Origin of the sequence: Limnohabitans curvus (assembly GCF_003063475.1) — a bacterium.
Lineage (GTDB): Bacteria > Pseudomonadota > Gammaproteobacteria > Burkholderiales > Burkholderiaceae_C > Limnohabitans > Limnohabitans curvus.
This window is the reverse complement of the sequence record NZ_NESP01000001.1, coordinates 1,602,408-1,625,469: the sequence shown is the minus strand read 5'-3', so window position 1 is coordinate 1,625,469 and position 23,062 is coordinate 1,602,408. Positions and strand designations below refer to the sequence as shown.

Genomic DNA, 23,062 nt, shown 5'->3' with positions numbered 1-23,062 from the left:
TTTCCATCAGTTCTAGAGCCCCTTCTTACAGGATTTAAAAATGAGCAACCAACACCACGAAGAAGACCACACAGGTCCTATCAAAACCCCCAAGCAACTCCTGATGGCTGTGTTGTATTCATTTGTATTGCCTGTGTTCGTCATTATTGGCCTGGTGGCATACGTCACATCTGCCAACAAACCCCAGGCCGGATCTTCGAACGAACCTGAAGCCGTGGCTGCACGTATTCAAAAAGTCGGCTCTGTTGAAATCAAAGATGCCAACCGCGCCGCTCGCAGCGGCGAAGACGTGTTCAAGGGCCAGTGCTCCGCTTGCCACGCCACAGGCGCTGCTGGCTCACCTAAGTTTGGCGATGCAGGCGCTTGGGGCGCTCGTATCGGCAAAGGCTACGACGCATTGTTGACATCGGCCCTCAAAGGCAAAGGCGCCATGGGCCCGCAAAGTGGTGGCGACTTTGAAGACTTTGAAATCGGTCGTGCCGTGGTTTATATGGCCAACGCAGCTGGTGCAAAGTTCACCGAACCCAAGAAGCCTGAAAGCAAATAAGCATTCGCTTCTCTCAAAAACCGGCTCATGAGCCGGTTTTTTTATGTCACTTTAGACCGTTCGCTTGTTGCGGGCTGCGCACGTAACCAAATCGCATGGGTAGTTCGCTAGCGGGCACTTCTTGTGGCACCCACAGGCCGGATTCGATCAAATCAGCGGCTTGCAGCACGTCTTGGGTGTGGACCAAGCCAAACCCTTGCTCGGTGTCAAGGTAGAGACGACCATGCTCGTCCACGATGCAGCGCTGCATTCGTGCAATAGCGCCTGTGTGCGATTGAATGCTGCCATCGGGCTGCAAACGCCAAACCCATGGTGTGGCCTCTAGTTCGACGTAAACGCGTTGCGGGCCATTTTGAAAAAACCAATGGCCTTGCTTATCGGATTCGTAGTTGCGTCCAATGAACGCGATCAGTTTTTCATGCGCAAGGCGAGAGCCTTTGCTTTGGGTAAATGAACCTAGTGCTTGCGCTTGATCGTCGCGCATGTACCAATCGCCGCGTGCGTCTAGCCCCAACCAGCCGTAGCAGTCGGGCACATTGGGCCATTTAGCCATGGCTTGGTGAACGAGATCATCCATGTTGTGTCATCCATTCTGAAACGGCCCAGGGCATTTCTTTCAAGTCACCAGGAAAGCGGCCGGAGGCAAAGCCCACATGCCCGCCCGTGTTGGGCTGCCAAAGCGTGACATGATCGCTCACTTGGTCTTGAGTCGGCAAGCTACTGGCAGGGATGAATGGGTCGTTGCGTGCATTCAGCACCAATGCGGGCACTTGCACACGCGTCAGGCCAGGCTTGGCGCTGGCGCGATCCCAATAATCATCGGTGCCACGAAAGCCGTGTAGCGGCGCTGTGAACACATTGTCAAACGCATAAAGGGTGTTAGCTGCCATCAGTTCGAGCGGGTCGAACAAGCCAGGAAATTGCTGTAACTTTTGCATGGCGCGTGGCTTCATCGTGGCCAAAAACATACGGGCATAAATCGCTTTGTTTAAACCAGTGTCGATGGCGTGACCGCTGGCCGTTAAATCAACCGGCGAACACACAGAAACAACGCCGTTGACGATTTGGGCTGCGGCATGCCCCATCTCTCCCGCCCAACGCATGAGCGCATTACCGCCCAGTGAGATGCCTACGGCATAGATTGGACCACTGTGCTGCTGCCTCAAACGACTGAGCATCCATGCAATTTCCTCAAAATCACCCGAGTGGTAAGCACGCGGAGCCCAGTTGATTTCGCCACTGCAGCCACGAAAGTGTGGCACTGCCATACGCCAGCCACGTGCGCGCGTTTCTTCAGCAAACGCTTCGGCGTAATGGCTGCTGGATGACCCTTCTAGGCCATGAAACAGCACGAACAGTGGTGCATCTTCTGAAAGTACGCGCTCCTCAACACGCCAATCGACATCGACAAAATCACTGTCGGGCGTGTCCCATCGTTCACGCGACCATTGCGGCTTGGGGCCTGAATAGCGACGCGCGAGTTTGGCGGCGTAAATCGTTTGAAAATTTCCGCCTGGCAACCACCAAGGCGCGCGGTAGTCCCAAATCAATGCAAGACCTGTGGTGCTTCGTGCGCTTCGGCGTGTGTGGGCGCTGTGCCTGGACTGGCGTGATGCGCCACCATGCGCCACCCTTGTGCCGTGCGCTGATAAACATTGGTGGCCACCACCACGGCCTCTTGCGTGCCATCGGTGGTGAGCAAAGCGATGCGTTCAATGACATTGTGCATGGCGCTGGTGAGCGATTCGACCTTGCACACATGCTCTGGACGCGCGGCAATCGTGCCATTCGCAAACATGGCTTCAAAAGCAGCACGGATGCTGGCACTGCCAATCAAACGAGGACCACCTGGATGGACGCAAACAATGTCATCTTCATCCGCCCAACAGCGCATGAGTTTTTCGATGTCGCCTGTTTGCAAGGCTTCGTAAAACTGGCTCTCAATGGCGTCGGCTGTGCCACCGACGGTGGCTGCATGAAGTTTGGCTTTAGGCATGGGGCAAATTGTCCACTTATTTTTGCGCAATAAAAAAGCCCCGACCGCGAGGCAGGGGCTTTTGAACGCTGACGCGCACAGCAATTACTTGTGAGCGCGGTAGCGGCGCAAGGCCGACAATTCAGCAGCCAAGATGGTCAGCTCTGAGCGAGCACGAGCCAGATCAACGTCTGATTTTGCGTTCTTCACGGCTTCTTCAGCTGCGAGTTTGGCTGCGTTTGCTTTTTCTTCGTCCATGTCTTTGCCGCGCACAGCGGTGTCAGACATGACGGTGACGCAGTCGGGTTGCACTTCAAGAATGCCACCTGCTACGAAAACAAACTCTTCACCACCATCAGCCGTGTGAATGCGCACCGAACCGGGACGGATGCGTGAAATCAGCGGCGTGTGGCGCGGATAAATACCGAGCTCGCCCGCCTCGCCTGGCAAAGCCACAAAAGTGGCTTCGCCGGAGAAGATCAACTCTTCTGCGCTGACGACATCTACGTGGATGGTACTCATAGGATCTCTCAGATCTTTTTAGCTTTTTCGAACGCTTCGTCGATGGTGCCGACCATGTAGAAGGCTTGTTCGGGCAAGTGGTCACACTCACCGTTCACAATCATCTTGAAACCACGGATGGTTTCAGCCAAGGTCACGTATTTACCGGGTGAGCCAGTGAACACCTCAGCGACGTGGAAAGGCTGTGACAGGAAACGTTGGATCTTACGAGCGCGGGCCACGGCCAGCTTGTCTTCAGGTGCCAATTCGTCCATGCCCAAAATCGCGATGATGTCACGCAATTCTTTGTAGCGTTGCAAAGTACCTTGCACAGCACGAGCTGTAGCGTAGTGCTCTTCGCCCACGACCAAAGGGTCCAACTGACGGCTGGTGGAGTCCAAAGGATCCACAGCTGGGTAGATACCGAGCGAGGCGATGTCACGACTCAACACAACGGTCGAATCCAAGTGAGCAAAAGTTGTCGCTGGAGATGGGTCAGTCAAGTCATCGGCAGGCACGTAAACGGCTTGGATGGAAGTGATCGAACCCACTTTGGTCGATGTAATACGCTCTTGCAAACGGCCCATTTCTTCGGCCAATGTAGGTTGGTAACCCACAGCAGAAGGCATACGACCCAACAAAGCGGACACTTCGGTACCGGCCAAGGTGTAGCGATAGATGTTGTCCACGAAGAACAACACGTCTTTGCCTTCGTCACGGAATGATTCAGCGATGGTCAAACCAGTCAACGCCACGCGCAAACGGTTGCCAGGAGGCTCGTTCATCTGACCGTAAACCATGGCCACTTTAGACTCGTTCAAGTCTTTCAAGTTCACCACGCCTGAGTCGGCCATCTCGTGATAGAAGTCGTTACCTTCACGGGTACGCTCACCCACACCAGCAAACACGGACAAGCCGCTGTGCGCTTTAGCGATGTTGTTGATGAGTTCCATCATGTTCACGGTTTTGCCCACACCCGCGCCACCGAACAAGCCGACCTTACCGCCTTTGGCGAAAGGACACACCAAGTCAATCACTTTGATGCCGGTCTCAAGCAATTCTTGCGAAGGGCTGAGTTCGTCATAGGCAGGAGCCTTGCGGTGAATCGTGGCAGTTTGAGTTTGGTCAACAGGGCCACGTTCGTCGATGGGGTTACCCAACACGTCCATGATGCGGCCGAGTGTGGCTTTACCCACTGGCACGGTGATACCGGCGCCAGTGTTAGTCACCATCAAACCACGACGCAAACCGTCGGAAGTTCCCAACGCGATGGTACGGACGATGCCGTCACCGAGCTGTTGCTGAACTTCCAGAGTCAGTGCGGTACCTTCGAGCTTGAGCGCGTCGTAGACCTTGGGCATCTGGTCGCGTGGGAACTCGACGTCCACCACAGCGCCAATACATTGAACAATCTTGCCTTGGGCATGAGCCATTTTTTGCTCCAAAAATTAAAATCAGACAGCAGCCGCACCGGCAACGATTTCCGAAAGTTCTTTCGTAATCGCCGCTTGACGCGTCTTGTTGTAAACCAGTTTGAGTTCGTTGATCACGTTCCCAGCGTTGTCGGTCGCAGACTTCATCGCAACCATACGGGCCGATTGCTCGGACGCCATACTTTCAGCCACAGCTTGATACACCATAGCTTCTACGTAGCGGAGCAACAATTCGTCGATGACGGTTTGCGCATCCGGTTCGTAGATGTAATCCCAAGTGCTGTGCACTTCGTGCGTTTTCAGCACTTCGGCCGACAAAGGCAGAAGCTGCTCAACCACAGACTCTTGCTTCATGGTGTTGATGAAACGCGTGTAACACAGCTGGACCGAATTGATCTCGCCGTTGACATACGCATCCAACAACACCTTGACTGGGCCAATGAGCTTGTCGAGGTGAGGGGTGTCACCCAGCTGTGTCGCATGCGCCACAACTTTGACACCTGAACGACCTAAGAAGCCCAGACCTTTGTTACCGATGGCCACAGCTTGCGCTTTGTGCCCTTCGGTTTGCAAGTCACGCAGCTTGTTCGCCACCATACGCAACACGTTGGTGTTGAGACCACCGCACAAGCCTTTGTCTGTGGTGACCACGATCAGGCCCACGTCCTTGGCGTGATTCACTTCCATGAAGGGGTGAACGTACTCAGGATTGGCCTTGCCGAGGTTAGCCGCGACATGGCGAATTTTCTCGCTGTAAGGGCGAGCCGCACGCATGCGGTCTTGCGCCTTACGCATCTTGGACGCGGCGACCATTTCCATGGCTTTGGTGATCTTCTTGGTGTTTTCCACCGATTTGATCTTGCCGCGAATTTCCTTACCTGCTGCCATTTGAGGCTCCTTGTGTCAGGTAGGAATTAAGCAAAGGTTTTCTTGAACGCAGTCAATGCTGCGGTCAGTTCGGCCTCGGCATCTTTGTCCATGGCTTTGTCGGCTTCGAGTTTGGCCAACAAGGCAGCGTGCTTAGCTTTGAGGTAAGCGTGCATTTCATATTCAAAGTGCAGAACTTGTTTGACTTCGATGTCGTCCATGAAGCCTTTGTTCACCGCAAACAGGGTTGAACCCATGATGCTGATTGACTGTGGGCTGTACTGAGCTTGCTTAAGCAATTCAGTCACGCGAGCACCGCGGTCGAGCTGTTTACGTGTGGCTTCGTCGAGGTCAGAAGCGAACTGAGCAAACGCTGCCAATTCACGGTACTGAGCCAAGTCGGTACGGATACCACCGGACAAGTTCTTGATCAATTTCGTTTGCGCTGCACCACCCACGCGAGACACCGAGATACCGGCGTTGATCGCAGGACGGATACCGGCGTTGAACAACGAGGTTTCCAAGAAGATCTGACCGTCAGTGATCGAAATCACGTTGGTTGGCACGAAAGCAGACACGTCACCGGCTTGGGTTTCAATGATTGGCAATGCAGTCAATGAACCCGTTTTGCCTTTGACGGCGCCTTTGGTGAAGGCTTCGACGTAGTCGGCGTTCACGCGGGCAGCGCGCTCGAGCAAACGGCTGTGGAGATAGAACACGTCGCCAGGGTAAGCTTCGCGGCCTGGTGGGCGACGCAACAGCAAAGACACTTGGCGGTAAGCCACAGCTTGCTTAGACAAATCGTCATACACGATCAAGGCGTCTTCGCCACGATCGCGGAAGTATTCGCCCATGGTGCAACCTGAGTAGGCTGACACGTATTGCATCGCTGCAGATTCAGAAGCAGAAGCGGCCACAACGATGGTGTACTCCATCGCGCCAGCTTGTTCCAAAGCGCGCACCACGTTTTTGATCGACGAGGCTTTTTGGCCAATCGCGACGTAAACGCAGGTCATGTTTTGACCTTTTTGGTTGATGATGGCGTCGATCGCAACAGCTGTTTTACCTGTTTGACGGTCACCAATGATCAACTCGCGCTGACCACGGCCCACGGGCACCATGGAGTCAACAGACTTCAGACCTGTTTGCATCGGCTGGCTCACGGATTCGCGAGCAATCACGCCTGGTGCAACCTTTTCGATCACGTCAGTCATCTTGGCGTTGATCGGGCCTTTGCCGTCGATAGGCTGACCCAAAGCGTTCACCACGCGGCCAATCAATTCAGGGCCGACTGGCACTTCCAAAATGCGACCTGTACATTTGACAATATCGCCTTCAGAGATGTGCTCGTACTCACCCAAGATCACAGCACCGACCGAGTCACGCTCGAGGTTCAGGGCCAGACCGAATGTGTTGTTGGGGAACTCCAACATTTCGCCTTGCATCGCGTCTGAAAGACCGTGCACGCGAACGATGCCGTCAGTCACCGACAAAACGGTGCCTTGATTACGAACGTTGGCTTCATTGCCCAAACCTTCGATACGGCTCTTAATCAGCTCAGAGATTTCTGCTGGATTGAGTTGCATGACTCTTTCCTTCTTTCTTGTTAGGGCTGACAGGCATTAAGCCGTCAGCGCAACTTTCATTTGATCTAAACGGGCTTTGACAGAAGTGTCCAACACTTCGTCACCCACCACCACGCGAATACCGCCAATCAGCTCAGGCTGCAAGGCCACAGAGACGTTGAGTTTGCGGCCAAAACGCTTTTCAAGAGTCGTCTTCACATCAGCCAAAGCTGCTGCGTCGATGTCAAAAGCGCTGTACACAAAAGCGTCTGCCGTACCGCTTTGCGCGTTGACATGTGCGCGGAATTGCGTTGCCACTTCGGGCAGCGCGCTCAAGCGACCGTTGTCAATCACGGCGCGCAAAAAGTTTTGCGCAGCAGTTGGCAATTTGGATTTAGCAACACCAGAAATCAAATCAAACACTTGGCTTGATGTGACCTTGGGGCCTTCTGCAAATTGCAGTAATTGGGCATTCCCAGCGATCGCTGCAAGCTCTTCGAGCCATGCAGCGGTACCGCTCAGGTCTGCGGCCGAAGCCTTGAACAAAGCTTCTGCGTAAGGGCGGGCAATGGTGGCGAGTTCGGCCATGTTGTCCTCTTACAGCTCAGTCTTCAGACGGCCCAACAAGTCGGCGTGGACACCAGCATTGACTTCCTTACGGAGAATCTGCTCGGCACCTTTGACCGCCAATGCAGCCACTTGCTCACGCAGTGCTTCACGGGCTTTCACGACTTCTTGCGCAGCTTCTGCATGAGCAGCAGCAACAATCTTGTTCGCTTCAACCGTGGCATGAGCCTTGGCTTCGTCGATCAAGTGTTGTGCACGACGCTCTGCGTCAGCCAACAAAGCAGTGGACTCATTGCGGGTTTCGGCCAGCTTGAGTTCAACTTCTTTGTGCGCATTGGACAGTTCAATCTTGGCATGTTCGGCCGCAGCCAAACCATGGGCAATTTTTTCTGAACGTTCGTCGAGGGCGCTTGCGATGGGTGGCCACACGAATTTCATCGTGAACCACACCAAGACCGCAAAAACGATCATCTGGACGAACAGGGTTGCGTTGATGCTCACGGCAACACCTTTCTTTTGGTAGTTGCTAGATTACTTCAGGACGAAGGGGTTCGCGAATGCGAACATCATGGCGATACCAACGCCGATCAAGAAAGCAGCGTCGATCAGACCAGCCAACAAGAACATTTTGGTTTGCAATTCGTTCATCAATTCAGGCTGACGTGCAGCTGCTTCGAGGTACTTGCTACCCATGATGCCGATACCGATACAAGCACCGATAGCGCCCAAACCAATGATGAGGCCAGCTGCGAGTGCTACATAACCGAGGACGTGTTCCATTTTGTTGCTCCTAAAGAATGGATGAGAAAGAAAAGTTAAGAAAAAACCGAAAACGAGTGCGCTTTAGTGGGCATCATGCGCTTGACCCACATACACCAGCGTCAACATCATGAAGATGAAGGCTTGCAATGTGATGATCATGATGTGGAAGATGGCCCAAATAGAACCAGCAATGATGTGACCGATAGGCAGCAAGATGCCTGGCAATGTGGCAGCAGCAGCGCCACCCATCAATGCGATCAACATGAACACCAACTCGCCAGCATACATGTTGCCGAACAGTCGCATGCCATGCGACACGGTCTTGGCTGCGAACTCGATCATTTGCATGACGAAGTTGACTGGCCACAAGAGGGGATGAGCACCGAAGGGAGCGCAGAACAACTCATGCACCCAGCCGCCGATACCTTTGATCTTGATGTTGTAAAACACGCAGACCAACAAAACAGATGTGGACAAACCCAGGGTGGTGGACAAGTCAGCCGATGGCACTACACGCATGTAAGCATGGTGAGCATCGCCACCGTTTGCGCCGTAGATGATTTCCCAAATTTTTGGGAACAAATCGACAGGAAACAAGTCCATGGCGTTCATCAAGAAGATCCAGACAAACACAGTCAAAGCCAAAGGAGCCACCAATTTGCGACTCTCTGCACTGTGAATGATGCCCTTGGCCTGGCTGTCGACCATCTCAACCAAGATTTCGACAGCAGCTTGGAAGCGGCCTGGCGCGTGCGCAGTTGCACCACGGGCAGCACGCCACAAGAAGAAGCTAGCAACCACACCCAACAACACAGACCAGAAAATCGAGTCAAGGTTGTAAACGGAGAAGTCAATGACGCCAGCCATCGGCTTGTTTTGCAGATGCGTCAGGTGGTGAACGATGTATTCACCAGCGGTCGGACCATGTTCAACAGACATTCGTTCGCTCTTCTTTAAGTTGGATTGACCGGGTAAAACACCTTGCGAAAGCCAAGCGCCACCCAATACACCTTCATTGTCACTACTAGACCTGCCAACATGGCAGGCCAGCTCAAATCACTCACAAGACGCGGGGCCGCAAACAACATTGCGACCGTCAAGCCTATTTTGACCATTTCCCAGAGGAAAAAGCCAAACACCGCAGCACCAACATTCACGGAGGCAACTCGACTGGTCAAACCTCGCGCAAAGAGCGCCGCAGGGGCGATCACCGTCAGAGCTCCGTAAAGCGCCGAATACACAGCCGCCATACGTCCTGACACAAACCACACAAAACCCGCCACCAAGAGCCCCAGGATGACCTGGACTCCGACCACCCGCCATACCGACAGAAGGGGCTGCTGCTTGCGCAACTCGACCACCTGTTCGGCGGTGAGCGGCTCAAACGCGTCTTGTACGTTTTCTTGATCTTCGGGTTGTATTCTGGTCATGTTTGTTTACGCCCAGGTTACATCCACTAGCCTCTATAGAGCCAATTATTGTACGTGATAACACATACGCTTTTAGGCTGATTGCACCAAGAAGAGGATAATTTCCCACATGACAAGCTCAAGCCCCCCCCCAGAAAACCCTCGTGCAGACTCGCTGATCGAGTATCCAAGCCTTTTCCCCATCAAAGTCATGGGAACGAAGGCCGATGGTTTTGTGCATGCGGTGACCTACATTGCCGAGCAATTTGACCCCGCATTTGACGCCACCACCATTGAGTTGCGAGAAAGCAAAGGCGGCAATTATTTAGGCGTCACCATCACTGTGACAGCCACCAGCCGCGAACAACTCGACGAGCTGTACCGCACCCTCACCTCTCATCCCATGGTGAAAGTGGTTCTGTGATCAAACAACTCGGCCTTGTGCCGTACCTGCCAACCTACCAAGCAATGCAGGATTTCACAGCCGCACGCACGTCCGATACACCGGATGAACTATGGGTTTGTGAACACCCCCCCGTATTTACGCAGGGGCTCGCCGGGCACGAAGACCACCTACTTGCCCCAGGGGACATCCCTGTCGTTCCCACCAACCGCGGCGGGCAAGTGACATTTCATGGCCCAGGCCAAGTGGTGGCTTACCCGCTGATTGACCTCAAACGCTCCGGCTACTACGTCAAAGAATATGTGTACCGCATTGAAGAGGCCGTGATTCGCACGCTCGATCACTTTGGCGTGACGGGACACCGCGTGTCTGGTGCGCCTGGCATCTATGTGCGCTTAGACAACCCACACAGCCACGCCATGCTGGCACAGCGCCCGCAAAAAGACGGCAACAAAGATCCAGACTTTGCGGGCCTAGGGAAAATCGCGGCACTCGGCATCAAAGTCAGTCGCCATTGCACGTACCACGGTGTGGCGCTGAATGTGGCCATGGATCTATCACCCTACCAACGCATCAACCCTTGTGGCTATCGAGGTTTGCAAACCGTCGATCTTTCTACAATCGGCGTATCGGTCAGCTGGCAAGACGTCGCTGACACTTTGAGCCAAAAGCTCGTTACCTATTTAGCGCCCTGAACCCAGGGCCTCCAACACAGGCTTGATTGCTATGTCCACCCCTGACAACAACGTCGTGCGCGAAGCGCAAACCGTCGAAAACTACAACGCATCAGCCAAGCAAAAAGCTGCAGCCAAACTCTCACGCATTCCCGTGAAAGTCGAGCAAAGCGAAGTGCTGAAAAAGCCAGATTGGATTCGCGTCAAAGCGGGCTCGCCGTCCACGCGTTTTTACGAGATCAAAGACGTGCTGCGCGCCAACAAATTGGTGACCGTGTGTGAAGAAGCCAGCTGCCCCAACATTGGTGAATGCTTCGGCAAAGGCACCGCCACCTTCATGATCATGGGCGACAAGTGCACACGCCGCTGCCCCTTCTGCGATGTGGGCCACGGCCGCCCCGATCCACTCGATGTGAATGAACCAGAGAATTTGGCCAAAACCATTGCTCAGTTGAAACTGAAATACGTGGTCATCACCAGCGTGGACCGCGACGATTTGCGCGACGGCGGCAGTCAACACTTTGTCGATTGCATTCGTCGCACGCGCGAGCTGTCACCGCAAACACAAATTGAAATCTTGGTCCCAGACTTCCGCGGCCGTGACGACCGCGCTTTGGAAATTCTCAAAGCTGCACCACCTGATGTGATGAACCACAACATGGAAACCGTGCCACGCCTCTACAAAGAAGCGCGCCCCGGCAGCGATTACGCCTTCAGCTTGAATTTGCTCAAAAAATTCAAAGCCCTCCACCCCAACGTACCCACGAAGAGTGGCTTGATGGTGGGCCTCGGCGAAACGGACGAAGAGATTTTGCAAGTGATGCAAGACATGCGCGACCACAACATCGACATGCTCACCATCGGCCAATACTTGGCGCCTAGCACCAGCCACATCCCTGTGCGCCGCTACGTGCACCCAGACACGTTCAAGATGTTTGAGGAAAAGGCCTACGAAATGGGCTTTAGCCATGCCGCCGTCGGCGCCATGGTGCGATCTAGCTACCACGCGGACCAACAGGCCCACGCGGCATCCGAAGCTGCAAAGGCTTAAAACCCCATCAATTCGGCCGGCTCATCGCTGGCCAACACACTTTGCGACCACGCTTCAAGACGCAAGGCATCCGCACGAATGATCTCTTGCTTGACGGCCAAGATTTGCGTGGGGTGCATCGAAAAACTGCGCAGACCCAAACCCAACAGCAAGCGTGTGAGGCTAGGGTCGCCTGCCATTTCGCCACACACACTCACGCCCTTGCCTTGCGCGCGGCACTCAGCAATGACATCGGCCACCAAACGAAGCACCGCTGGGTGCAGCGGGTCATACAGGTGTGCCACTGACTCATCGGCACGGTCAATCGCCAAGGTGTATTGAATCAAGTCGTTTGTGCCAATCGACAAGAAGTCGAAATAACGCAAGAACATCTTCACACTCAGTGCCGCAGCGGGCACTTCAATCATGGCGCCAACTTTCACCGGGCCAAACGCCACGCCGCGTTTGTCGAGCTGTTTGCGCGCCTGCTCCAACAACGCCAGCGTTTGCTGAATTTCACGCGCATGGGCCAGCATGGGAATGAGCAAATGAACTTGGCCATAAGCCGCCGCGCGCAAGATGGCACGCAACTGCGTCAAAAACATCGCAGGGTCAGCCAAGCTCCAGCGAATGGCTCGCAAACCCAACGCAGGATTCAAGTGGGCTTCCTCTTTCATCGCGCGGTCCAAGGGCTTGTCGGCCCCCACATCGACCGTGCGAATGGTGACGGGCAAGCCTTTCATACCTTCCACCGCGCGTCGATAGGCTTGGAACTGTTCTTGCTCATCAGGCAACGCGCCTTCGCGACCCATGAACAAAAACTCGCTGCGGAACAAGCCCACACCCACCGCACCGACGCCCAAAGCCGCAGGCGAGTCCTCGGGCATTTCAATGTTGGCCAACAAGTCCACGCGCTGACCATCTAGGGTTACTGCAGGTGTGTGGCGCAAACGTGAAAGCCGTTCACGCTCGACTTCTGCCTGACGTTGCTTGAAGCCGTATTCCGCCAAGATGATGGGCGAAGGATCGACAATGACCACGCCCGCATCACCATCAATGATGATCCAGTCGTCTTGCCGCACCAGCTGACTTGCCGTGCGTGCACCCACCACAGCAGGGATATCCAAGCTGCGCGCCACGATGGCGGTGTGCGATGTTTTGCCACCGACATCGGTGACAAAACCGGCAAACACGCTTTGCTTGAATTGCAACATGTCGGCTGGCGACAGGTCGTGCGCCACCAAGACCAAGGGGACATCCATCTCATCACCCAGCTGCAAATCTTGCTGACGCGGCTGATTGCTACGCTTGGGGGAGACTTGGGGCATCACATGCGGCATGCCTTTCATGTGGCGCAGCATGCGCTCCACCACCTGCTCGAGATCACCTTTGCGCTCGCGCAAATACGGGTCATCCATCTCATCGAACTGGCGTGCGACCACATCCAGTTGCGAGGTCAACGCCCACTCGGCGTTGTACAAACGATCTTTCACCCACTGCGCCACGCCGTCAGCCAGCATGGTGTCGTCCAGCAGCATGAGGTGAACCTCAAGAATCGCAGCCAGCTCTGGGGGCGACTCTTTGGGCAAGTTGTCGTGCAACTGTTGCAGCTCAGCCATCACCGCCTGGCGCGCTTCTGAAAGGCGCTCAATTTCGGAAGCGACTTGTGTGGCTTCGATGAAATAGTGAGCCACATCCACGCGACTGGATGCCACCAGCACCGCACGCCCAATGGCGATGCCGCGTGCGACTGCAAGACCGTGGACTGAGAATGTCATGTACGCCCTTACTCGCCTTCGCCAAACTTGTCGGCGATGAGGGCCAACAAGCCGTCCATGGCTTCTTGCTCTTGGGCACCATCGGTTTCCAGTTCGACCTCGCTGCCAATGCCGGCCGCCAACATCATGACGCCCATGATGCTTTTCGCATTCACACGGCGCTCGCCTTTGCTGATCCAGACTTCGCACGGAAAGCTGCCGGCGAGTTTGGTGAGTTTGGCTGAAGCACGCGCGTGCAGGCCCAATTTATTGCTGATGGTCGTTGTGGTTTTGATCATGGATTCGACGGTTTTGATTTTGAGGGGCGGTGATCGCAACTTGCATCACGCCTTGCGTACCACCCGCGAGTGCGCGCGCCACCAGCGCGTCGAGCGACTCGTGGCGATAACACACACTTCTAAACAACATGGGCAAGTTCACGCCCGCAATGAGTTTGGCGTTGCTGCCCGCGACCAGTTTTTGCGCGACGTTGGCTGGCGTCGCGCCAAAAATATCGGTCAGGACCAACAAACCACTGTCCAAGGCCGCGCCGGCCACGTCCAAGGCTTGCGCCAACGTGTCTTCAGGCTGCGCGTCTGGCAAAACGTCTAGCGCAATCACATCCGCCGCGCACTCGGAATACACATGCATGGCGCAGTCACGCAAGGCACTGGCCAGCGGCGCATGGGCGATGATGAGGATGCGGTTGTTCATATAAAAAAGCGAGGTCTGCCGCGCATTATCAGCTGTCTGATTTGTGCTTCAAAAAATAGCCGTAAGACACCAGGCAACATGCAAAAAATACAGCCATGGCGCACTGAAAGGCTTGTGGCTCTTGCCAACCGGCGGTTTTAAACCCGTCAATCATCAAGCCCATGCCCCACTGCACCACAAACACGCCCAAGAACAGCACCAAGTTATAGGCCGACAAGGCCCGCCCCGCCAGCGCCGTGGGAAACGCCATGCCCACCGCAGGCTGTGCAAGCGACACAAACGAACTGCTGATGCAAAACAAGGCCCAATGCAACGCACCCGCATCGGCCCCAGCCAACACAATGTAAATCTGCACACAAAAATTCAAAGGCACGCCATACGTCATCAGCTTGTTGGCGTTCAGGCCGCGCGCGTACAGCATCGGCGTCACCAAACCCCAAATCCAAAACGTCACCAACATGCACACGTTGATCCAAAACAAGCCCGTTGCAGCTTCCAGCGATGTGTAGCCTGCCACCTTGATCATCCAAGGCCCCGCCCACAAGGTTTGCATCGCGATCAATCCGCCGTAGTTGAAGAAACCCATCGGGGTGAGACTGCGAAAGTACGGATGCGCCCACACTTGTTTGTAGCTTGCCAAAATGCCAACGGGTTTGGCTGGCGTGCGCGTTGCGGCGGGCGGCTCTGCCATGCGCCACTTGGGAACCTGCCAGGCCATCAATGCCATGGACAAAACAATCAACAACGCCAAGCCAACAAACATCCAGCGCCAACCGATCACGGGCAGCAGCCATTGCACCGGCAAGGTCGACGCCAGCATACCGAATGCGCCTGTCATCTGCATCCACGCGTTCGCGCGCTGTTGTTTTTCAAGAACCAACCAACGGCGATAGCCTGTCAGTGGTGCCATCAAACAAGCGCTCACACCGACACCAATCAGCACGCGAGCCAACAACAAGCCACCGAAGTCTGTGGCCCATGCAAATGCCAGACAGCCCACCACAGCGACGCCTAAAAAGCTGAGCACCACCTTCTTGGGGCCGTGCTGATCCAGCCAATGCCCCATCGGTAACTGCGTGAGGGAGAAGCCTAAAAAATAACCGCCGGCCAAGAGCCCCAGATCACGTGCCTGCAAGCCAAATTCCAAAGTCAATGTCGGCGAGAGCGTGGCCGTGATGGCGCGCAGCAACGCGGATAAAAAATAGGCCGAAGCAAACGCCACAAAGACCCACACCGCGGTGCGGCGAGACAACACATCATGGCTCATGGCAATTTGATTCCTGAAAAATAAGTTTCGGCAGCCTCTGGCAAACCTTTGTCCTTGGCTTTGCCATACACGGCTGCTTGATAAATTTTGTTGCCATCGGCAAACCACACCCACTGCACTTGGTGCGTTCCAATCATGACCTGGGCACGCTCTGGCGGCGTCTGCGCATGGGCACCTTGGATCGCCCAGGTTTGCACCAACACATCGGTTGACGCGGCTTCGAGCGGCGCCACACTTGCCAAGCGCCATGCACGTATCGCATCACTCGCTGTTAATCCTTGCGGCACAACCATCTGCCCAAAAGTGAATTGCATATTGCTGGCTTCGCAACCCTGCAGCAACAAACTGGTTTGCACATCTTGATTGGCGACACGCAAGGTCACCGGACGTGTCGCCTGATCTGGCTTGCATGGCATCAACCACATCATGCCGGAAGTGCCTGCGCTCACCTGCCGCCAGTTGAGCGCAGGCGTGCAGGCCCCAAGCGCCGCAGCCAAGGTAAGTAAAGAAATTGAGCGCGTCGCACATCCTGTCATGGCTTGCATTATCTAAGTTCTCTGGAGCTGGGCAGCGCACGCAGCGGCCCGGCCGTTCATTGGCTGTCACGTGGCCGACATGCGCATGATTTTTCAAATGCAAACGGGGCACGGCCTCATGGCCAGTACCCCGTTTGCATGAGCGCAAGTTGTAGAAACCGCGCGCGTCTTAACGCCTTTGCTTATTTGGCTCTGAAGTCATCGTGACATGACTTGCAAGTACCGGCGGTTGCCGAGAAAGCTGTTTTGAAAGTATCTTCTTTGCCGCTTTTAGCTGCTGCGGCCAACTTTGTGGCTTCAGCCTGGAACTTTTCTGAGGCCTCTTTGAACTTGGCGTTTTGCTTCCAAATTTCGGGCTTGGCCTTGGTTTCGCCCACATCGGTGCCTTCGCCAAACGCAGCCCAAGGCAACTTGGACATGTTGGCAACGATGTCGGCATTCTCTGCAGCCGCCTTGGCATCAAACGGCACCTTACCTTGGGCCATCGCACCCAAGCGACCAAAATGCGCGGCGGTCACTGTCAAGGCGGCTTTGCGGTACTTGACTGCATCTTCCGGTTTGGCAAATGGCGACGATTGTGCAAAGGCCGAGATGCTGATCGCTGCTGCGCTGACTGCAATCAAGGTCAGAATTGTTTTTTTCATAAGTCGGTCCTTTAAGGTTGAAAATACGCGTTTAGGTGGCCGGAGTTTACGAACTTTCCATCACCTTGTCTTTTTGCCACCGCCATTGCTCACACATGCACCACGCTTCTTCTTTTCAACGCATCCGCATCTGGGATCTTCCCACACGTGTTTTTCATATTTTGCTAGCGCTGTCGGTCGCAGGATTGGTCATCAGCGGTGAAATCGGCGGCGATGCCATGCCAATTCACTTCATGCTTGGCTATGTTGTGTTGACCTTGGTTTTTTTCCGTTTGATTTGGGGTGTTGTAGGTGGCCACTGGTCACGCTTCGTGCACTTTGTGCCAACGCCCTCTAAGCTGTTGTTTTATGTTCAGGCGGTGCGCGCCAAGCAAACGCCGCATAGCGTGGGCCATAACCCATTAGGCGCGCTGTCTGTGTTGGCCATGTTGGCCGTTTTGTTCGTTCAGGTGTTGAGTGGCTTCATGAGCGACGATGAGATTTCCAACACCGGCCCTTGGACGGCTCTCGTCTCGTCCGAATGGGTGTCTAGGGCCACCAATTACCACAGTGACATTGGCAAGGTTCTTCTGATCCTCTTGATCGTGGTGCACGTGGGAGCCGTGCTGTATCACAAGCGCATCAAACAAGATGACTTGATCACCCCCATGCTGACGGGGGACAAAGTGCTACCGCCTGAGACACACCACTCGCGTGACACCTTGACTTCGCGGCTTTTCGCGTTAAGTGTGTTGGTGGGGTGCGGCTATGTGGTGTATCGCTTGGTCAATCTCGGCTAATTGTTGAGACGTAAAAAAGCCGCGCTAATTGGCGCGGCTTTTTTGCAACTGGCGAATTAAGCTTTTGCTTGAGCCAGCAAGGTCTCTGCGTCGCTCACTTCAAATTTGCCTGGCGCTTCCGCGTTCAGGTTCACCACTTTGCCGTCTTTGACGAGCATCGAGTATCGATCGCTACGCAAACCCATGCCGCGCGCAGTCAGGTCCAAGGTAAGGCCGGTGGCTTTGGCGAAATCGGCACTGCCATCCGCCAACATGCGCACTTTACCGTTGGTGTGTTGGTCACGTGCCCAAGCGCCCATCACAAACGCATCATTCACGCTCACACACCAAATCTCATCAACGCCAGCGGCTTTGAATTGTTCGAATTTTTCTACATAGCCCGGCACATGCTTGGCTGAGCATGTCGGCGTGAATGCACCTGGCAATGCAAACAAGGCAATGGTCTTGCCGGCAGTGGCTTTTGCCACGTCCACGGCATTCGGGCCAATGCTGCAGCCTTCGCCTTCAACCTCTGAATATTCCATCAGGGTGGTGTGTGGCAGGGTGTCTCCAACTTTGATCATGGTGTCTCCAAAAATATGACGTTACAAAAACAAAAACGACCCACATTGTGGGTCGTTTTCTTTAGCCTTGCAGAGCCGAAGCTCTTTGGTATTTAAACCGCTGCAGCTTTCTCAACCAAACGGGTCACGACCCAGTTTTTGGTTTTCGAAATTGGCTTGCTTTCAGTGATCTCGATCACGTCGCCCAGGTGGTAGGCACCTGTTTCGTCGTGAGCGTGATACTTCGAAGACTTAGCCACGATCTTGCCGTAGAGGGCGTGCTTCACACGACGCTCCACGAGCACAGTCACAGTTTTAGCGCGCTTGTCGCTAACCACCTTGCCAATCAAGGTGCGTTTGAGGGATTTCTTAGCGTCCGTCATGTTCACTCCTTACTTGGCGGCTTGCTTTTCAGCAAGAATGGTTTTCGCACGAGCAATACTGCGACGTGTAGAACGCAGTTGTGACGTGTTGTTGAGTTGTTGCGTACCTTTTTGCATGCGCAAGCCAAAATGAGCTTTTTGCAACTCTTTGACTTCAGCTTCGAGGCCGGCAACGTCTTTTTGGCGCAGTTCAGCAGCTTTCATTTCTTATTTCTCCTGAATTACTGGCCGATCATGCGAGCCACGAATGTGGTGCGCAAGGGCAGCTTTGCAGCGGCCAGACGGAATGCTTCACGGGCCAACTCTTCAGGGACGCCTACGATTTCGTAGAGGACCTTGCCGGGTTGGATCTCAGCCACGTAGTACTCGGGGTTACCTTTACCGTTACCCATACGCACTTCAGCAGGCTTTTGGGAGATCGGCTTGTCAGGGAACACACGAATCCAGATACGACCGCCACGTTTGACGTGACGAGAGATCGCACGACGTGCGGCCTCGATCTGGCGGGCCGTCAGACGGCCGCGATCGGTGGATTTCAGACCGAAGTCACCGAATGCAACAGTGTTACCACGTGTTGCGATGCCGGTGTTGCGGCCTTTTTGCTCTTTGCGGTATTTACGGCGTGCTGGTTGCAGCATGCTTATTCTCCTGTTCCGTCCGCAGCCGTGCCAGTGGATGCGGGCGCGGCAACCTTGCGGACGCGCTTGACGGCAGTTTTAGGGGCATCAGCGGCTTCAGCGGGTTTATCGCTGCCATCCGTTGGTGCGGCATTGGTACCTGCAGGACGACGAGCGCCGCTGCGTGCGGGACGGTCACCGGTAGGGCGAGCATCACGACGGGGACCGCGAGGACGACGCTCTTCTTCAGCACGAGGCTCAGCAGCGGCCGGCAGGTCGTTACGACCCAGGGTATCGCCTTTGTAAACCCACACTTTGACACCGATGATGCCGTAAGTGGTTTTAGCTTCCGAAGTTGCGTAATCGATATCTGCACGCAGGGTGTGAAGTGGCACGCGACCTTCACGGTACCACTCGGTACGTGCGATCTCGATGCCGTTCAAACGACCTGCCGACATGATCTTGATGCCTTGAGCACCCAGACGCATGGCGTTTTGCATGGCGCGCTTCATGGCGCGACGGAACATGATGCGTTTTTCGAGCTGTTGAGTGATGCTGTCAGCGATCAATTGAGCATCGATTTCAGGCTTGCGCACTTCTTCGATGTTGACTGCGACTGGCACGCCCAAACGAGCTGCGAGTTCTTTCTTCAAGTTCTCGATGTCTTCGCCTTTTTTGCCGATCACCACGCCTGGACGAGCCGAGAAGATGGTGATGCGGGCGCTTTTAGCGGGACGCTCGATGAGAACACGAGAAACAGAAGCGTTTTTCAGCTTGGCCTTCAGGTATTCGCGCACTTTGATGTCTTCAGCCAGCATGCCAGCGAAGTCATTGTTGCTTGCGTACCAACGGCTAGCCCAGTTGCGGCTCACTGCAAGGCGAAAGCCTGTGGGGTGGATTTTTTGTCCCATATCTTCCTATACCTTTCAGTTACCGACTGTCACGTAAACGTGACAAGTAGGCTTGCTGATACTGTTGCCGCGGCCTTTGGCGCGGGCAGTGAAACGCTTGAGCGTGGCGCCTTTTTCGACGTAGATGGTTTTCACCTTCAACTCGTCGATATCTGCACCGTCGTTGTGTTCAGCGTTAGCAATCGCAGATTCCAAAACTTTCTTGACGATGCCCGCAGCTTTTTTCTGCGTGAATGTCAGGATGTTCAGAGCCTGGTCAACTTTTTTGCCGCGGATCATGTCCGCGACCAAACGGCCTTTGTCGACCGACAAACGGACGCCCCTAAGGACTGCACGTGTTTCCATGGTCTTTCCTTATTTCTTCTGGACTTTTTTGTCCGCGGGGTGACCTTTGAAGGTACGAGTCAGAGCGAATTCGCCCAACTTGTGACCCACCATTTGGTCAGTGATATACACGGGCACGTGTTGTTTGCCGTTGTGCACAGCGATGGTCAAGCCGATGAAATCGGGCAAGATCATGGAACGACGTGACCAAGTTTTCACTGGCTTTTTATCTTTAGTTGCGATGGCCTTGTCGACCTTGGCAACCAAATGATGGTCAACAAACGGACCCTTTTTGAGAGAGCGAGTCATTTGTTACCCCTTACTTTTTACGACGCGACACAATCATGACTTGTGTGCGTTTGTTGTTACGGGTACGGTAGCCTTTTGTCAGGTTACCCCATGGGTCAACTGCATGACGGCCTTCACCGGTGCGACCCTCACCACCACCATGTGGGTGATCCACTGGGTTCATAGCGACGCCACGCACGGTTGGGCGAATACCCATCCAGCGCTTGACACCAGCTTTACCCAATTGGCGGAGGCTGTGTTCTTCGTTTGCAACTTCACCAATGGTGGCGCGGCATTCGATATGGATCTTGCGAACTTCACCCGAGCGCATACGCACTTGAGCGTAAGTGCCTTCACGAGCCAACAAAGTGGCTGATGTACCGGCCGAACGCGCGATTTGCGCACCAGCACCTGGCTTCAGTTCGATACAGTGAATGGTTGAACCCACTGGAATGTTGCGGATGGGCAAGGTGTTACCTGCACGGATCGGGGCTTCCGAACCGCTGAGCAACGATGCGCCAACTTCCAAACCACGTGGGGCAATGATGTAGCGACGCTCGCCGTCTGCGTAACACACCAAAGCGATGTGTGCCGTACGGTTTGGATCGTATTCAATGCGTTCCACTTTCGCGGGGATAGCGTCTTTGTTACGCTTGAAATCCACCACGCGGTAGTGATGCTTGTGACCACCGCCCTTGTGACGGGTAGTGATGTGACCGTTGTTGTTACGACCCGATTTTTGGTGCTGTGGTTCCAGCAACGGAGCGTATGGTTCACCTTTGTGGAGGTGATCACGGGTAACTTTAACGACGCCACGTTGACCGGGCGACGTAGGTTTCATCTTGATGACTGCCATGATTAAGCGGCCTCCCCAGAGATGTTCAGTTCTTGACCAGCTTTCAGGGTCACATAAGCTTTGCGAACGTTGTCGCGACGGCCAATGGACTTACCAAAACGCTTGGTTTTGCCTTTTGTGTTCACCACATTCACGCCTTGAACTTCAACCTTGAACATCAATTCCACAGCGGCCTTGATCTCTGGTTTAGTAGCGTTTTGCAGCACCTTGAATGTCACAACGTTGTGCTTCTCTGCAACCATGGTGGCCTTTTCGGACACAACGGGAGAGACCAACAATTGCATCAAACGACCTTCGTCAAATTTGTGTGCGCTCATGCGAACATCTCCTTGAGTTGGTCCATGGCACCCCTAGTCACGAGGACTTTACGGTAGTGCACCAATGACAATGGATCAGCGTAACGAGGCTCAACCACCAACACGTTTGGCAAGTTGCGTGAAGCCAAGTACAAGTTGTCATCAACTTCCTCAGAGATCACCAACACAGACTCAAGGTTCATGGCCTTGAATTTGGCTGCCAACAGTTTGGTTTTAGGAGCATCAACCTTCAAAGACTCAACCACAGCCAAACGACCTTCGCGGGCCAATTGGGACAAGATCGAAGCCATACCAGCGCGGTACATCTTCTTGTTGATCTTCTGTGTGAAGTTCTCGTTAGGCATGTTCGGGAAAATGCGACCGCCGCCACGCCACAGAGGCGATGACGTCATACCAGCGCGAGCGCGGCCGGTGCCTTTTTGCTTGAACGGCTTCTTGGTGGAGTGCTTAACTTGCTCACGGTCTTTTTGGGCACGAGTGCCTTGACGCGCGTTAGCTTGGTAAGCGACCACGATCTGGTGAACCAGATCTTCGTTGTATTCACGACCGAACACGGTTTCAGGGGCATCGTATTTAGACGCTGCTTGACCTTGGTCGTTCAGGAGTTCGACTTGCATCAGTTCGCTCCTTTAGCTTTGACGGCGGGATGCACAGTCACGAAGCCACCGGCTGAGCCAGGCACTGCGCCACGGATCATCAACAGTTGGCGAGCTTCGTCGATGCGAATCACGTCGAGGTTTTGTGTCGTCACGATGTCGTCGCCCAAATGGCCAGACATGCGCTTACCAGGGAACACGCGACCTGGGTCTTGTGCCATACCGATAGAGCCAGGCACGTTGTGCGAACGGCTGTTACCGTGCGACGCGCGCTGTGACTTGAAGTGGTGACGCTTGATGGTGCCAGCAAAGCCCTTACCGATGGTTGTGCCTTGCACGTCCACCTTTTGGCCCACAGCAAACACATCCGTCACAGGCACAGTAGCGCCGGCGGCGTACTTAGCTGCAACATCAGCAGTCACTTGGAATTCTTTGATGATTTCACCGGCTTCGACGCCTGCTTTCGCAAGGTGTCCAGCCATTGGCTTGGTCACACGAGATGCTTTACGTGCGCCGAATGTGACCTGCAAGGCCACATAGCCGTCGTTTTCCTGGGTTTTCACTTGGGTCACGCGGTTATTGGACACATCCAACACCGTGACAGGGATTGCATCCCCATCATCAGTGAACAGACGCATCATGCCCACCTTGCGGCCCAGCAATCCCAAACGGATGCTTTGACTCATTGTTTTCTCCAAAACTCTCACCGCAACCACTTCAATTGGCAGTTACGTTTTTACGTGAAAGACGGTTGATAAATCTCCGAACAAATTGCACGGAGCCCGCGAGTATATCGCG

34 protein-coding genes are annotated in these 23,062 nt (G+C 54.4%); 5 read left to right on the top strand and 29 right to left on the bottom strand.

What is annotated here, in order from left to right; translation table 11 throughout:
- Window positions 1-40: 40 nt before the first annotated feature.
- Window positions 41-547 (top strand): c-type cytochrome, encoded by a 507-nt coding sequence (locus B9Z44_RS08135; protein ID WP_108360269.1) that lies wholly within the window; start codon window positions 41-43, stop codon window positions 545-547.
- 46 nt (window positions 548-593) lie between these two features.
- Here B9Z44_RS08135 and B9Z44_RS08130 read toward each other — a convergent pair whose 3' ends face one another.
- The 12 genes from B9Z44_RS08130 to B9Z44_RS08075 form a co-directional block, all read right to left on the bottom strand.
- Window positions 594-1,124: a DUF2946 family protein gene (locus B9Z44_RS08130; RefSeq protein WP_108360270.1), complete on the bottom strand. Its 531-nt coding sequence runs from the start codon at window positions 1,122-1,124 to the stop codon at window positions 594-596.
- Window positions 1,117-2,097 (bottom strand): YheT family hydrolase, encoded by a 981-nt coding sequence (locus tag B9Z44_RS08125; protein ID WP_108360271.1) that lies wholly within the window; start codon window positions 2,095-2,097, stop codon window positions 1,117-1,119. Before B9Z44_RS08125 ends, B9Z44_RS08130 begins: the two co-directional genes overlap by 8 nt.
- Window positions 2,094-2,543: a YybH family protein gene (locus B9Z44_RS08120; protein ID WP_108360272.1), complete on the bottom strand. Its 450-nt coding sequence runs from the start codon at window positions 2,541-2,543 to the stop codon at window positions 2,094-2,096. Before B9Z44_RS08120 ends, B9Z44_RS08125 begins: the two co-directional genes overlap by 4 nt.
- A gap of 84 nt (window positions 2,544-2,627) precedes the next feature.
- A complete protein-coding gene (locus B9Z44_RS08115) occupies window positions 2,628-3,044 on the bottom strand; it encodes a F0F1 ATP synthase subunit epsilon (RefSeq protein ID WP_108360273.1) in 417 nt (138 codons plus the stop codon).
- A gap of 8 nt (window positions 3,045-3,052) precedes the next feature.
- A complete protein-coding gene (gene atpD / locus B9Z44_RS08110; protein WP_108360304.1) occupies window positions 3,053-4,456 on the bottom strand; it encodes a F0F1 ATP synthase subunit beta in 1,404 nt (467 codons plus the stop codon).
- A 21-nt stretch (window positions 4,457-4,477) separates the two neighbouring features.
- Entirely contained in the window at window positions 4,478-5,344 is an 867-nt protein-coding gene (gene atpG / locus B9Z44_RS08105; protein WP_108360274.1) for a F0F1 ATP synthase subunit gamma, read from the bottom strand.
- A gap of 26 nt (window positions 5,345-5,370) precedes the next feature.
- Window positions 5,371-6,909, bottom strand: a complete 1,539-nt coding sequence (gene atpA, locus B9Z44_RS08100; RefSeq protein ID WP_108360275.1) for a F0F1 ATP synthase subunit alpha — start codon at window positions 6,907-6,909, stop codon at window positions 5,371-5,373.
- Window positions 6,910-6,945: 36 nt separating this feature from the next.
- Window positions 6,946-7,476 carry a F0F1 ATP synthase subunit delta gene (locus B9Z44_RS08095; RefSeq protein WP_108360276.1) on the bottom strand — a complete coding sequence of 177 codons (531 nt, stop codon included), beginning with the start codon at window positions 7,474-7,476 and terminating at the stop codon, window positions 6,946-6,948.
- A 9-nt stretch (window positions 7,477-7,485) separates the two neighbouring features.
- Window positions 7,486-7,956, bottom strand: coding sequence for a F0F1 ATP synthase subunit B (locus B9Z44_RS08090; protein WP_108360277.1), 471 nt, complete (start codon window positions 7,954-7,956; stop codon window positions 7,486-7,488).
- Between the two features lie 30 nt (window positions 7,957-7,986).
- Window positions 7,987-8,235: a F0F1 ATP synthase subunit C gene (atpE, locus tag B9Z44_RS08085; protein ID WP_100147432.1), complete on the bottom strand. Its 249-nt coding sequence runs from the start codon at window positions 8,233-8,235 to the stop codon at window positions 7,987-7,989.
- A gap of 63 nt (window positions 8,236-8,298) precedes the next feature.
- Complete coding sequence (gene atpB, locus B9Z44_RS08080) at window positions 8,299-9,156, bottom strand: F0F1 ATP synthase subunit A (protein ID WP_108360278.1); 858 nt, start codon at window positions 9,154-9,156, stop codon at window positions 8,299-8,301.
- A 14-nt stretch (window positions 9,157-9,170) separates the two neighbouring features.
- Window positions 9,171-9,647, bottom strand: a complete 477-nt coding sequence (locus B9Z44_RS08075; RefSeq protein ID WP_108360279.1) for an ATP synthase subunit I — start codon at window positions 9,645-9,647, stop codon at window positions 9,171-9,173.
- Between the two features lie 109 nt (window positions 9,648-9,756).
- Here B9Z44_RS08075 and B9Z44_RS08070 point away from each other — a divergent pair, with 109 nt between their 5' ends.
- From B9Z44_RS08070 to lipA, 3 genes are read left to right on the top strand one after another with little or no spacing between them, the layout of a single operon-like run.
- Window positions 9,757-10,050 (top strand): YbeD family protein, encoded by a 294-nt coding sequence (locus B9Z44_RS08070; RefSeq protein ID WP_108402139.1) that lies wholly within the window; start codon window positions 9,757-9,759, stop codon window positions 10,048-10,050.
- A gap of 44 nt (window positions 10,051-10,094) precedes the next feature.
- Window positions 10,095-10,724, top strand: coding sequence for a lipoyl(octanoyl) transferase LipB (gene lipB, locus B9Z44_RS08065; protein WP_245912835.1), 630 nt, complete (start codon window positions 10,095-10,097; stop codon window positions 10,722-10,724).
- Between the two features lie 31 nt (window positions 10,725-10,755).
- The gene (gene lipA / locus B9Z44_RS08060) at window positions 10,756-11,754 is read left to right on the top strand and encodes a lipoyl synthase (protein WP_108402137.1); all 999 of its coding nucleotides are present in this window, start codon (window positions 10,756-10,758) and stop codon (window positions 11,752-11,754) included.
- On the opposite strand, the gene ptsP is transcribed toward lipA, so the two are convergent.
- The 6 genes from ptsP to B9Z44_RS08030 all read right to left on the bottom strand — a co-directional run bounded on the left by ptsP (window position 11,751) and on the right by B9Z44_RS08030 (window position 16,651).
- Window positions 11,751-13,511, bottom strand: a complete 1,761-nt coding sequence (gene ptsP / locus B9Z44_RS08055) for a phosphoenolpyruvate--protein phosphotransferase (RefSeq protein ID WP_108360283.1) — start codon at window positions 13,509-13,511, stop codon at window positions 11,751-11,753. The genes lipA and ptsP overlap by 4 nt on opposite strands.
- A gap of 8 nt (window positions 13,512-13,519) precedes the next feature.
- Entirely contained in the window at window positions 13,520-13,789 is a 270-nt protein-coding gene (locus B9Z44_RS08050; protein WP_108360284.1) for an HPr family phosphocarrier protein, read from the bottom strand.
- Window positions 13,758-14,204, bottom strand: a complete 447-nt coding sequence (locus B9Z44_RS08045; protein WP_108360285.1) for a PTS sugar transporter subunit IIA — start codon at window positions 14,202-14,204, stop codon at window positions 13,758-13,760. The genes B9Z44_RS08050 and B9Z44_RS08045 overlap by 32 nt, the downstream gene beginning before the upstream one ends.
- Before the next feature lie 28 nt (window positions 14,205-14,232).
- Complete coding sequence (locus B9Z44_RS08040; protein WP_108402136.1) at window positions 14,233-15,471, bottom strand: MFS transporter; 1,239 nt, start codon at window positions 15,469-15,471, stop codon at window positions 14,233-14,235.
- A complete protein-coding gene (locus B9Z44_RS08035; RefSeq protein ID WP_146180599.1) occupies window positions 15,468-16,007 on the bottom strand; it encodes a hypothetical protein in 540 nt (179 codons plus the stop codon). Before B9Z44_RS08035 ends, B9Z44_RS08040 begins: the two co-directional genes overlap by 4 nt.
- A 182-nt stretch (window positions 16,008-16,189) precedes the next feature.
- Window positions 16,190-16,651 (bottom strand): c-type cytochrome, encoded by a 462-nt coding sequence (locus tag B9Z44_RS08030; RefSeq protein ID WP_108360288.1) that lies wholly within the window; start codon window positions 16,649-16,651, stop codon window positions 16,190-16,192.
- Window positions 16,652-16,746: 95 nt separating this feature from the next.
- Here B9Z44_RS08030 and B9Z44_RS08025 point away from each other — a divergent pair, with 95 nt between their 5' ends.
- Window positions 16,747-17,430, top strand: coding sequence for a cytochrome b/b6 domain-containing protein (locus B9Z44_RS08025; protein ID WP_108360289.1), 684 nt, complete (start codon window positions 16,747-16,749; stop codon window positions 17,428-17,430).
- A gap of 56 nt (window positions 17,431-17,486) precedes the next feature.
- On the opposite strand, the gene B9Z44_RS08020 is transcribed toward B9Z44_RS08025, so the two are convergent.
- From B9Z44_RS08020 to rplC, 11 genes are all read right to left on the bottom strand, one after another.
- Window positions 17,487-17,993, bottom strand: coding sequence for a peroxiredoxin (locus B9Z44_RS08020; protein WP_108360290.1), 507 nt, complete (start codon window positions 17,991-17,993; stop codon window positions 17,487-17,489).
- 92 nt (window positions 17,994-18,085) lie between these two features.
- A complete protein-coding gene (gene rpsQ / locus B9Z44_RS08015; RefSeq protein ID WP_108360291.1) occupies window positions 18,086-18,355 on the bottom strand; it encodes a 30S ribosomal protein S17 in 270 nt (89 codons plus the stop codon).
- 9 nt (window positions 18,356-18,364) lie between these two features.
- Window positions 18,365-18,559 (bottom strand): 50S ribosomal protein L29, encoded by a 195-nt coding sequence (gene rpmC, locus B9Z44_RS08010; RefSeq protein WP_100147416.1) that lies wholly within the window; start codon window positions 18,557-18,559, stop codon window positions 18,365-18,367.
- Between the two features lie 17 nt (window positions 18,560-18,576).
- Window positions 18,577-18,993 (bottom strand): 50S ribosomal protein L16, encoded by a 417-nt coding sequence (gene rplP, locus B9Z44_RS08005; RefSeq protein WP_100133884.1) that lies wholly within the window; start codon window positions 18,991-18,993, stop codon window positions 18,577-18,579.
- A 2-nt stretch (window positions 18,994-18,995) separates the two neighbouring features.
- Complete coding sequence (gene rpsC, locus B9Z44_RS08000; RefSeq protein ID WP_108283479.1) at window positions 18,996-19,883, bottom strand: 30S ribosomal protein S3; 888 nt, start codon at window positions 19,881-19,883, stop codon at window positions 18,996-18,998.
- Between the two features lie 15 nt (window positions 19,884-19,898).
- Window positions 19,899-20,228: a 50S ribosomal protein L22 gene (gene rplV, locus B9Z44_RS07995; RefSeq protein WP_100133886.1), complete on the bottom strand. Its 330-nt coding sequence runs from the start codon at window positions 20,226-20,228 to the stop codon at window positions 19,899-19,901.
- A gap of 9 nt (window positions 20,229-20,237) precedes the next feature.
- The gene (gene rpsS, locus B9Z44_RS07990) at window positions 20,238-20,516 is read right to left on the bottom strand and encodes a 30S ribosomal protein S19 (protein ID WP_108283480.1); all 279 of its coding nucleotides are present in this window, start codon (window positions 20,514-20,516) and stop codon (window positions 20,238-20,240) included.
- A 10-nt stretch (window positions 20,517-20,526) separates the two neighbouring features.
- Entirely contained in the window at window positions 20,527-21,351 is an 825-nt protein-coding gene (rplB, locus tag B9Z44_RS07985; RefSeq protein WP_104796793.1) for a 50S ribosomal protein L2, read from the bottom strand.
- A 2-nt stretch (window positions 21,352-21,353) separates the two neighbouring features.
- On the bottom strand, window positions 21,354-21,668 hold the full coding sequence (gene rplW, locus B9Z44_RS07980) for a 50S ribosomal protein L23 (protein ID WP_108360292.1): 315 nt from the start codon (window positions 21,666-21,668) through the stop codon (window positions 21,354-21,356).
- Complete coding sequence (gene rplD, locus B9Z44_RS07975) at window positions 21,665-22,285, bottom strand: 50S ribosomal protein L4 (RefSeq protein ID WP_108402135.1); 621 nt, start codon at window positions 22,283-22,285, stop codon at window positions 21,665-21,667. Before rplD ends, rplW begins: the two co-directional genes overlap by 4 nt.
- On the bottom strand, window positions 22,285-22,950 hold the full coding sequence (gene rplC, locus B9Z44_RS07970) for a 50S ribosomal protein L3 (RefSeq protein ID WP_108360293.1): 666 nt from the start codon (window positions 22,948-22,950) through the stop codon (window positions 22,285-22,287). The genes rplD and rplC overlap by 1 nt, the downstream gene beginning before the upstream one ends.
- Window positions 22,951-23,062: the final 112 nt, after the last annotated feature.